Genomic DNA, 10,736 nt, shown 5'->3' with positions numbered 1-10,736 from the left:
CCCACCTCCCCCGCCCCGCCCCCCGCCCGGGCGGGGCGGGCCCCCCGCCCCCGGGGCCGCCCGCCCCCCCCGTCGGCCGGGCCCCGCCCCGGCTTCGTCCGACCCGGTGCCGTGCTGGTCCGCGGCGCTGCGAGGATGTGAGTTCAGGAAGTTCAGCCGACCAAAGCCGGTCGGCCGGGGCCGCGGGGGACTACACCTGGATGGCGCCCCGGGAGAAGCAAGGGAGGAAGAACGTCATGGTGGTCACGCTTGCCAAGGGTGGCAACGTCTCGCTCACCAAGGCCGCGCCGAACCTGACGCAGGTTCGGATCGGCCTCGGCTGGTCCGCCCGTTCAACCACGGGCGCCCCGTTCGACCTCGACGCGAGCGCCCTGATCTGCGGTGGCGGGCGAGTGCTCGGTGACGAGTACTTCGTCTTCTACAACAACCTCAAGAGCCCCGAGGGCTCGGTGGAGCACCAGGGCGACAACCTCACCGGCGGCGACGACACGGGTGATGACGAGGTGGTCGAGGTCAACCTGGACCTCGTCCCGGTGCAGGCCGACAAGGTGATCTTCGCGGTCTCGATCTACGAGGCCGAGGCGCGGCTCCAGAACTTCGGTCAGGTCCGCAACGCCTACATCCGGGTCGTCAACTCGGTCGACGGCCAGGAGATCGCCCGGTACGACCTGTCCGAGGACGCGTCCAGCGAGACCGCGATGATCTTCGGCGAGCTGTACCGCTACGCGGGCGAGTGGAAGTTCCGCGCAGTGGGCCAGGGGTACGCCTCCGGCCTGCGTGGCATCGCGCTCGACTTCGGCGTGAACGTACAGTAAGGGCGGAAATCGGACTTATCGCACCCGACCCGATCATGAGAACAGAGGGCAGTGCGGGGGTGGCCTGACCGGGCCCGGCCCGGTCAGGGCGTCTCGGGTACGAGGCCGACCCCGGCACGGCCAAAACCCGAAAGGTAGCCAACTCCCGTGTTCCTCCGCACATTCGGCTGGTCGCTCGCGATCACCGCCATCGGCCTGGTCGCGGCCGGACTGCTCTGGGGAGCCCAAGGCTTCGGCATCGTGCTGATCCTCTCCATCCTGGAGATCTCCCTGTCGTTCGACAACGCGGTGGTCAACGCCACGGTGTTGAAGCGGATGAACCCGTACTGGCAGAAGATCTTCCTGACCGTCGGTGTGCTCATCGCGGTCTTCGGCATGCGCCTGGTCTTCCCGCTGCTGGTCGTCGGCCTCACCGCGAAGCTCAACCCCACGACGGTCATCGACCTGGCGCTGCACTCCGACAAGACCCACGACGGCCTCACCTACGGCCAGTACCTGGAGGCGGCCAACCCGGCCATCGCGGCCTTCGGCGGCGTCTTCCTGCTGATGATCTTCCTCGACTTCATCCTCGGGGAGAAGGACTACAACTGGCTGTCCTGGATCGAGCGCCCGCTGGAGAAGGTCGGCAAGCTGGAGGCCTTCTCCACCGTCGTCGCCCTGGTCGCCCTGCTGCTGGCCTCCAACTTCTTCGCCGGGGAGCACGCGGAAACCGTTCTGCTCGCCGGCGTCCTCGGCCTGGTGACCTACCTCGCGGTCAACGGCCTCTCCTCGATCTTCGAGTCCGGCCTGGAGGCCGAGGAGGAGCGGGAGGAGGAAGCGGAGAAGTCCGGCAAGTCGATCATGCAGGTCGGCGGCAAGGCCGCGTTCTTCCTCTTCCTCTACCTGGAGGTCCTGGACGCCTCGTTCTCCTTCGACGGCGTGGTCGGCGCGTTCGCCATCTCCAGCGACATCTTCCAGATCACCCTGGGCCTCGGCATCGGCGCGATGTACATCCGCTCGCTGACCGTCTTCCTGGTCCGCAAGGGCACCCTGGACGACTACGTCTACCTGGAGCACGGCGCGCACTACGCGATCGGCGCGCTGGCGGCGATCCTGCTGGTCGGCATCAAGTTCCACATCCCGGAGATCGTCACCGGCCTGATCGGCGTCGCCTTCATCGGACTGGCACTCGGCTCGTCGATCCTGCGCAACCGGCGCGAGGGCGCCGGCGAGGACGAGGAACCGGAGCTGGTGGGCAGCGGCAAGTAGCCGCCCACGCGGTCCGCAGGACAAGCGGAAAGGCCGCCCCCGGGGTCTCCCGGGGGCGGCCTTTCCCGTGCTTCCTGGTTGTCCCCGAGGGACGCCCGGTCAGCCGAGCTGCTGCTCGATCGCGCGCAGCTTGCGCTCCAGCGAGTCCAGCTTCGGCATCGACAGGGTGTCGTCGTCGGCCGTCAGGTCGATGGTCGAGTCGCTGCGGGACGACCCGGTGCCGGAGGACGCGTACGAGGAGGACGCGTACGAGGAGCCGACGGCGGCGCGCGGCCGGCGGCCGGCGTCCAGGGCGGCCGGCTCGAAGGAGTCGGCGGACCGGTGCGAGTCCGCGTACGAGGAGGCCGGGGAGGTCGAGGTGGTGGCGTCGGTTTCCGCGGCTAGGGCAGGCTCCGTAGCGCTCGGGCCGTCTCCGGCAGCCGTGAGGGCGGGAACCTGGCGGCCGCCGCGGCCCCGGGCGAGCATGCCGCCCTGGCGCGAGATGGCCTTCAGCTCGGCCCGCTCGCGGCGGTCGGCGGTGCGGGCGCGGGCCTTGGCGTCCAGCTTCGCCTGGCGCTCCTCGCGCACCTCCTCGACCGCCTCGTCCAGGCTGCGGACGTTCTCCAGCAGCATCAGCGACCAGGCCGCGTAGGTCTCGCGCGGGGCGCGCAGCCAGCGGACGATGCGGATCTGCGGCAGCGGGCGCGGCACCAGGCCCTGCTCGCGCAGCGCGGCCTTGCGGGTCTGCTTCAGCGCGCGGTCGAACAGGATCGCCGCCGAGATCGACATGCCGGAGAAGAACTGCGGGGCGCCGTCGTGCGACACGCCGCGCGGGGCGTGCACCCAGTTGAACCAGGCCGAGGCGATCGCGAACACCCAGACCAGCAGGCGCGAGCCGAGCGCGGCGTCACCGTGGCTGGCCTCGCGGACGGCGAGCACCGAGCAGAACATCGCGGCGCCGTCCAGGCCGAACGGGACGAGGTACTCCCAGCCGCCGGACAGGCCCAGGTTCTCCTTGCCGAAGCCGACCAGGCCGTGGAAGGAGAGGGCCGCGGCGACGCCGGCGCAGCAGAACAGCAGCGTGTACGAGGAGATGCCGTAGATCATCTCCTTGCGCCGGCGGCGCTCCTCGCTGCGCTCCCAGGAGTCGCCGGACTCGTCCTTCTTCGAGCTCTTGAAACGCAGCGTCGCCAGCAGGACGGCGACGAACAGCAGGGCTGCGCCGCCGATGACGGTCCAGACCAGCTGTATGGAGGTCAGGTTCATTGCGGGTCGGGCCTCGGGTTTCCGCAGGGGACAGGATCACAGCGCGACACAGGTGGTCAGGGCCCGCTGTACGGGCACCGCCTGACGGTCGGTTCGTCGCCGCACGGCATGCCCGCCGCACCCGCGCAGGGGCGGACGGGACGCCTGTGCGGCTAGACGATATCGCGTCCGAAGGGGCGGCATGTTACGGGAGGGCGGCTTCCTCCTGCCAATCGACCCGCCGGTTGGATAGGGGAGGGGTGGACGGGGTATCCGACGGCCGGGCCGATGCCCGATCATTGGTCGGCGGACCGTCAGAACGCCTGGCGGGAGCAGGGGGAGAGGACGGCATGGTCTCGATCTGGGAGTACCTGCGCGGGGACAAGAGCTACACCTTCGACAACCCCGGCGGTCAGCACAAGGTCATACTCACCAAGTCGACTCCGCAGCACGCGATCACCGGGTCGGCCGCCACCACCGGCTACCTCTACGTCAACCTGCACTGGACGATGAGCGCCGGGGGCTCCCGCCGGCCGAGCGCCCGGGAGTCCGTCAAGCGGTTCTTCAGCCCGCGGATCCTGCGGCCGCAGGATCCGGACTCGCCGCAGAACAGCGAGCCGATGAACGTCGACCTCGACCTGGCCTGCATGTACGAGCTCTCCGACGGGAGCACCGGCGTGGTGCAGCCGCTCGGCGGGCTCTTCGGCGACCTCCAGAACGCGCCGTACATCAAGCTCAGCGGCGACGACCAGTACGGGGCGCCGTCCGGCGAGACGATGTACGTCAACCTGGAGAAGAAGGACAAGTTCAAGCGGCTGCTGATCTTCGTCTACATCTACGACGGCACGCCGGCCTTCGAGCAGTCGCACGCGGTGGTCACGATCGTGCCGCAGACCGGGCCGCGGATCGAGATCAAGCTGGAGGAGCGGGCCCGGGCGGCGCGCTCCTGCGCGGTGGTGCTGATCGAGAACGCGGGGGACAACCAGCTGACGGTGCGGCGCGAGGTGCGGTACGTCAACGGGTTCCAGGCGGACATCGACCGGCTGTACGGGTTCGGGATGCAGTGGCAGCGCGGGTACAAGGGCGACTGACGCCGGCGGGCGCGGCTGTTCCACGGCGGCGGGCGGTGCGTGCGGCGGTTCCACGGCGACGGGCGCTGCGTGCGGCGGGGCCGGGGTCGTCCGGCGGCCCCGCCGGGGGTGTCAGCGGGGCTGGAACTGCGGGCCCTGCGGGGGCAGCGCGAACTCCTCGCCGGTGGGCGCCGGGGGCTGGGCCGCCGGCGGCTGCGGCGGGACGGGCGGCTGCTGGCCGGTGCCGGGCTGCGGGTAGCCGTAGCCGGCGGGGCGCTGCTGCGGCGGCGCGGGCTGGTTCTGCTGGGGGTAGCCGTAACCGCCCGGCTGCTGCTGGTAGGGCTGCTGGCCGGTGCCCGGTTGCGGGTAGCCGTAGCCGCCGGTGGGCTGCTGCGGCGGTGCGGGCTGCTGCTGGGGGTAGCCGTACCCCGTGCCGGGCTGCTGGGGGTAGCCGTAGCCGGTGCCGGGTCGGTTGCTCGGGGGAGCGGTGGGCGGCGGGGGCACGGTCGGCGGGGCGGTGGGCGGCGGCGGGGTCGCCGGCGCGGGCGAGGCGTTCGCGGCGGTGGCCGGGGCCGGTGCGGTGGCCGGGGCCGGGGTGGGCGGTGACTGCGGGACGGCCGGGGCCAGGGTGAAGGTGCCCGGCTCGGGGGTGGTCGAGCGCGGGTCCGGCAGCGGGGTGCTGCGCGGGTCGAACGCGCCGGACGGGGCGGGGGTGGCACCGGGGGCCTGGTCGGCCTCCGCCTCGTCGTCCACGGTGATGCCGAAGTCGGTGGCGAGGCCGATCAGCCCGGAGGTGTAGCCCTGGCCGATCGCCCGGAACTTCCAGGCCCCGGACCGGCGGTACAGCTCGCCCGCGACCAGGGCGGTGACGTTCTCGGCGTCGTCGATCGCGAACTCGGCGAGCGCGGGGACGCCCTCGCCGGCCGTGGCGTCGAAGAGCAGCAGGCGCAGCCCCGGCACGGCGCGGAACGGCCCGCCCTCGGAGGAGCCGGCCAGCACCACGCGGTCCACCTCGGCGGGCAGCTTGCCCAGTTCGACCTCGACCGTGTCGATGATCTCGGCGCCGCCGGAGGTCTGCTGCTTGGGCAGGTGGCGGACCAGGCCGGAGGGGTGGCGGGGCTGGTTGTAGAAGACGAAGTCGGCGTCCGAGCGGACCTTTCCGGAGGCGCCGAGCAGCAGCGCGGACGCGTCCACGTCCGGCGCACCGGGCGTGGCGCTCCAGCGCAGCACGGCGCGGACCGCCGCCGCCGGCAGTGCGATGTTGGCGCCCTTGGCCATCACGTGCGTCATAGCCGACCATCCTGCCTGTTCGCCACCCCTTCGGACAACGTGACCGGACCGGTCCGCGCGGAGTCGGACTTTGCCAAGACTTGCGCTTTCCGAGGTTTGCCGCCGTCGTTTCCGGGATGGGGCCTCGATGCGCCCATGATCGTCCAAGTGGACCGGGATGTTCCGGGAGTTCAGTGCCGGGGAACCGGGACCGGCCGGATCCCGTCCGTACGATGGGCGGTCGAAAGGTCTCCGGGGGTTCGGCGGAGGGGCGTCCGGCGGCGGCGTGCCCGGGAACCTTGGCGCCCGGTCGGCCGGTTGACCAGGGTGTCGTCGGCAACGGGCCGGGGGCCGGTCCACTTCCTGGAGGAGAGCACCTTGCGCCATTTCGGCCACCTCGCCGAGGACGTACGCGGCCGGCTCTTCCTGGAACAGCCGCGCCCGTTCAGCGCGCGGAGCGGGCCGGAGGTGATCGCCACCGCCCTCGGCGGCACCCTCTACAGCCCGGCCACCAGGCCTGCCCTGGCCGCCGACATCCGCAAACTCGCTGGTCGGGGCGTGGTGTCGATGGTGCTCTGCCTGGAGGACGCGATCGCCGACCACGAGGTGGACGCGGGCGAGCGGAACCTGGTCGAGCAGTTGAATGACCTGGTCAAGGATTTCACCGACTGTGCACAGAGCCACCCCCTGCTCTTCATCAGGGTCCGCAGCGCCGCCCAGATCCTCGACCTGGCCGAGCGTCTCGGCCCGGCCGTCGAACTGCTCAGCGGCTTCGTGCTGCCGAAGTTCACCCCGGCGAACGGCGGCGGGTACCTGGCCGCGCTGGCCGCCGCCGAGGCCGCGACCGGGCGGCGGCTGTTCGCCATGCCCGTCCTGGAGTCGCCCGAACTCGCCCACCTGGAGACCAGGCGGGAGCAGCTGTTCGGCATCGCCGAGCTGCTCGCCGGCCACCGCGAACGGGTGCTCGCCGTCCGGCTCGGGGTCACCGACCTCTGCTCCGCGTACGGCCTGCGGCGCTCGCCCGACCTCACCGCGTACGACGTGGCGCTGGTCGCCTCGGTGATCGGGGACGTGGTCAACGTGCTCGGCCGGGCGGACGGCACCGGGTACACCGTCACCGGACCGGTCTGGGAGTACTTCCCGGTGCAGGAACGGATGTTCAAGCCGCAGCTGCGCCGGACCCCGTTCGCCGGGGCCTCCGTCCCGGCCGCGGCCGGGGTGCTCCGGGCCTCCGGCGAGGAGGTCCGCCGGCGGATCATCGAACACGACCTGGACGGGCTGATCCGGGAGGTCGAACTCGACCGGGCCAACGGCCTGCTCGGCAAGACCTGCATCCACCCCAGCCACGTACCGGCCGTGCACGCCCTCTCCGTGGTCACGCACGAGGAGTACTGCGACGCCCGCGACATCCTCCGGCAGGAGCAGGACGGCGGCGGGGTACTGCGCTCGGCGTACACCAACAAGATGAACGAGGCCCGGCCGCACCGGGCCTGGGCGGAGCGGGTGCTGCTGCGGGCGGAGGTGTTCGGGGTGGCCCGGGAGGACGTGAGCTTCGCCGAACTGCTGTCGGCCTGCCTGTGCGGCTGACGGCGCCCGGACGGACACGACGGACACACCGACGGACATGACGAACGCACCCGTGAACGCCGGCCACGAACGCACCGACGAACGCACCATCGCACCACCGAAGGCAGGACCAGCAGTGACAGCAACACCGCAGACGTGGACCGGCCGTTGGGTCGCCGACCGGGCCGGGATCGCCCTGACCGGCTCCGAGCGCCTCCCCGAACTCGTCGGCCTGGCGCTGCGCTCGGGGAACCCCAAGCGCGCCCACCTGCTGGTCTCCACCGTGCTCGGCAAGCACGTGCCGCAGCGGCCCTCGGTGGTCCACGGCGCCGGGCTCGAACTCGGCCGCCGGGTCCGCGACCTGCTCGGCGCGGAGGCGGCCGGGCGGGCCGTCGTACTCGGCTACGCGGAGACGGCCACCGGCCTCGGCCACAGCGTCGCCGACGGCCTGGACGCCCCCTACCTGCACTCCACCCGCCGGCCGGTGCCCGGCCTGGACCCGGTCGGCGGCTTCGAGGAGGAGCACTCGCACGCCACCTCGCACCTGCTGCTCCCCGCCGACCCCGGACTCCTCGCCGGCGACGGGCCGCTGGTGCTGGTGGACGACGAGTTCTCGACCGGACGGACGGTGCTCAACACCATCCGCGACCTGCACGCCCGCCACCCGCGCGGGCACTACGTGGTGGTCGCCCTGGTGGACCTGCGCTCCGCGGCCGACCGGCGCCGGCTCGATGAGGCCGCCGCCGAACTCGGCGTCCGGCTGGACCTGGTGGCCACCGCGAGCGGCGGCGTCGAGCTGCCGGAGGACGTCGTGGCGCGGGCCGAGCGGCTGATCGCCGAGGCGGCGCCGACCACGGCGCCCCCGGCCGGGGAGCCGCCGTCGGCCGGCCCCGCGCCGCTGGACCGGGTCGAACTGGACTGGCCCGCCGGGCTCCCGGACGGCGGTCGGCACGGCTTCACCGCCCGCGACCGCGCCCGGCTGGACGCCGCACTGCCCCGGCTGGCCGGGCAGCTCGCCGAGGCCCTGCCCGCCGGCGCGCGGCGGGTGCTGGTGCTCGGCTTCGAGGAGCTGATGTACGCGCCGCTGCGCCTGGCCGACGCCCTCGCCGAGCGGCTCGGCGGCGACCGCGTCCGGTTCTCCACCACCACCCGCTCGCCCGTCCTGGCGGTGGACGACCCCGGCTACGCCATCCGTACCCGGCTCGCCTTCCCCGCCCACGACGACCCGCGGGACGGCGGCTCGCCCGAGCGCTACGCGTACAACGTCGCCCCCGGCAGCGACCCGGCGCGGCGCTTCGACGCCGTGGTGCTGGTGGTGGACGACGTGGCCGACACCCCGGCGCTGCACGAGGGTGAGCACGCGCTGCTCGGCCAGCTGCGGCGGGTGACCGACCGGGTGCTGCTCGCCGTGCTGCCCTCGCACCGGCCGGTGCCCGTCGTGCCCGCTCCGCTTGCCGCGCCCTCGTCGCCGCCCGCGCCCCTGTCGGCGCCCGGGTCTTCGAAGCTGCCCGGTTCTTCGGAGTTGCCCGCGCCCCTGTACGGGCCGGCGTTCTCCTCGTACCCCGCCGAGGAGGTGGCCTGGCTGCTCAAGGACCTCTCCGGGGTCGCGCTCGAAGCCCCCACCGAGGAGCGCGAGGAGGCCGTCCAGAACGGCGGCGCCCACTACGCCGAGTCGCTGCCGGTCGAGTACCAGCCCAGCCCCGAGTACCAGGAGCTGTTCCACCAGGCGCTGCGCGGCTCCGCCGGCCGGATCGCGCTCGCCGTCGGCACCGTCGCCGAGACGCTGCTGCGCGAGCGCGGCCCCGGGCTGGTGCTGGCCTCGCTGGCCCGGGCCGGCACGCCCGTCGGCATCCTGGTCCGCCGCTGGCTGGCCTTCGCCCACGGCCTGTCGGTGCCGCACTACGCGGTCTCGATCGTGCGCGGCCGCGGCATCGACCCGGTCGCACTGCGCTACCTGGCGGCCCACCACCGGGCGCAGGACGTGGTGTTCGTGGACGGCTGGACGGGCAAGGGCGCGATCACCCGCGAACTGGCCGACGCGCTGGCCGGCACCGGCTTCGACCCGGACCTCGCGGTGCTCGCCGACCCGGGCCGCTGCGTGCGGACGTACGGCACCAGGGACGACTTCCTGATCCCGTCCGCCTGCCTCAACTCCACGGTCTCCGGGCTGGTTTCGCGCACCGTGCTGCGCGCCGGGCTGATCGGGCCGGACGACTTCCACGGGGCCAAGCACTACGCCGAGCTGGCCGGGAACGACGTCTCGGCGCTCTTCCTGGACGCGGTGGCCGCCCGCTTCGGCGAGGTCCGCGCCGCGGCGGTCGAGGGCGCCGACCGGCTCGCCGCCGACCCGCACCGGGAGCCCGACCGGGCCGGCTGGGCCGCCGTCGAGCGGATCAGCGCCGAGTACGGCATCGACAACGTCAACCTGGTCAAGCCCGGGGTCGGCGAGACCACCCGGGTGCTGCTGCGCCGCGTCCCCTGGCGGATCCTCGCCCGGCGCGGCGCCGGGGCGGACCTCGACCACGTCCGGCTGCTCGCCGCCCAGCGCGGCGTCGAGGTCGAGGAGGTGGACGGCCTGCCGTACACCTGCGTCGGCCTGATCCACCCCCGCTACAGCCGCGGGGCGACCGGGGGAGACGGGCGCGCGGTGGCCGACGGGGGCACCGTGACCGAGACGACGAGGAGGGAATCCTGATGGGTGTCCTGGTGGCCAGCGACCTCGACCGGACGCTGATCTACTCCGAGCGGGCCATGGCCCTGGCCGGGCCCGACCGGCTGGCGCCGAGGCTGCTCTGCGTCGAGGTGTACCAGGGGCGGCCGCTGTCCTTCATGACCGAGCGGGCCGCCGGGCTGCTCGCCGAACTCGCCCGGGAGGCCTGCTTCGTCCCGGCCACCACCCGCACGCCGGAGCAGTACGGGCGGGTCAACCTGCCCGGCCCGACGCCGGACTGGGTCCCCGCGTACGCGATCTGCGCCAACGGCGGGCAACTGCTGGTGGACGGCGTGCCGGACGGTGACTGGCGGGCCGAGATCACCGCGCGGATAGCCGCCGGCTCGGCCCCGCTGGAGGAGGTCGTCCGGCGGCTCGCCCTGTGCGCCGACCCGGAGTGGACGCACAAGCGGCGGGTCGCCGACGAGCTGTTCGCCTACCTGGTGGTCGAGCGCGCCGCGCTGCCGGAGGGCTGGCTGGCGGAGCTGACCGGCTGGTGCGCCGAGCGCGGCTGGACGGTCTCCCTGCAGGGCCGCAAGGTGTACGCGGTGCCCGCGCCGCTCACCAAGAGCGCCGCGCTGGCCGAGGTCGTCCGGCGCCGCGGCGCGGACACCGTGCTGGCGGCCGGGGACTCGCTGCTCGACGCCGACCTGCTGCTCGCGGCGGACGCGGGCTGGCGCCCGGGGCACGGCGAACTCGCGGACAGCGGCTGGACGGCCCCCGGCGTCACCGCCCTGACGGAGGTGGGGGTGACGGCGGGGGAGGAGATCGTCCGGCGGTTCCTGGCGGGGGCGTCGGCCCTGCCGGTCGGAGGCTGACCCCCGGGGCCGGGTT

The 10,736-nt window shown here is 73.3% G+C and carries 8 protein-coding genes; 6 read left to right on the top strand and 2 right to left on the bottom strand.

Annotated elements, in window-relative coordinates:
• Positions 1-236 precede the first annotated feature (236 nt).
• Both ACFCY1_RS09685 and ACFCY1_RS09680 read left to right on the top strand, forming a co-directional pair.
• A complete protein-coding gene (locus ACFCY1_RS09685) occupies positions 237-815 on the top strand; it encodes a TerD family protein (protein ID WP_049652609.1) in 579 nt (192 codons plus the stop codon).
• A gap of 147 nt (positions 816-962) precedes the next feature.
• Entirely contained in the window at positions 963-2,063 is a 1,101-nt protein-coding gene (locus ACFCY1_RS09680) for a DUF475 domain-containing protein (RefSeq protein ID WP_049652607.1), read from the top strand.
• A 99-nt stretch (positions 2,064-2,162) separates the two neighbouring features.
• On the opposite strand, the gene ACFCY1_RS09675 is transcribed toward ACFCY1_RS09680, so the two are convergent.
• Positions 2,163-3,308 (bottom strand): DUF2637 domain-containing protein, encoded by a 1,146-nt coding sequence (locus ACFCY1_RS09675; RefSeq protein WP_049652606.1) that lies wholly within the window; start codon positions 3,306-3,308, stop codon positions 2,163-2,165.
• 329 nt (positions 3,309-3,637) lie between these two features.
• Here ACFCY1_RS09675 and ACFCY1_RS09670 point away from each other — a divergent pair, with 329 nt between their 5' ends.
• On the top strand, positions 3,638-4,378 hold the full coding sequence (locus ACFCY1_RS09670; RefSeq protein ID WP_049652604.1) for a Tellurium resistance: 741 nt from the start codon (positions 3,638-3,640) through the stop codon (positions 4,376-4,378).
• A gap of 111 nt (positions 4,379-4,489) precedes the next feature.
• On the opposite strand, the gene ACFCY1_RS09665 is transcribed toward ACFCY1_RS09670, so the two are convergent.
• Positions 4,490-5,647, bottom strand: coding sequence for a TerD family protein (locus ACFCY1_RS09665; protein ID WP_375874111.1), 1,158 nt, complete (start codon positions 5,645-5,647; stop codon positions 4,490-4,492).
• A 357-nt stretch (positions 5,648-6,004) separates the two neighbouring features.
• On the opposite strand from ACFCY1_RS09665, the gene ACFCY1_RS09660 reads away from it, so the two are divergent.
• From ACFCY1_RS09660 to ACFCY1_RS09650, 3 genes are read left to right on the top strand one after another with little or no spacing between them, the layout of a single operon-like run.
• Positions 6,005-7,213 (top strand): HpcH/HpaI aldolase/citrate lyase family protein, encoded by a 1,209-nt coding sequence (locus tag ACFCY1_RS09660; RefSeq protein WP_375874110.1) that lies wholly within the window; start codon positions 6,005-6,007, stop codon positions 7,211-7,213.
• A 37-nt stretch (positions 7,214-7,250) separates the two neighbouring features.
• Positions 7,251-9,887 carry a phosphoribosyltransferase gene (locus ACFCY1_RS09655; protein ID WP_375874109.1) on the top strand — a complete coding sequence of 879 codons (2,637 nt, stop codon included), beginning with the start codon at positions 7,251-7,253 and terminating at the stop codon, positions 9,885-9,887.
• Positions 9,887-10,720 carry an HAD family hydrolase gene (locus ACFCY1_RS09650; RefSeq protein WP_074000779.1) on the top strand — a complete coding sequence of 278 codons (834 nt, stop codon included), beginning with the start codon at positions 9,887-9,889 and terminating at the stop codon, positions 10,718-10,720. The genes ACFCY1_RS09655 and ACFCY1_RS09650 overlap by 1 nt, the downstream gene beginning before the upstream one ends.
• Positions 10,721-10,736: the final 16 nt, after the last annotated feature.

This window comes from Kitasatospora sp. NPDC056273 (assembly GCF_042268845.1).
In the GTDB taxonomy this organism is placed as follows: domain Bacteria; phylum Actinomycetota; class Actinomycetes; order Streptomycetales; family Streptomycetaceae; genus Kitasatospora.
The sequence above is the reverse complement of the archived record's forward strand: the minus strand, read 5'-3'. Positions and strand labels throughout refer to the sequence as shown.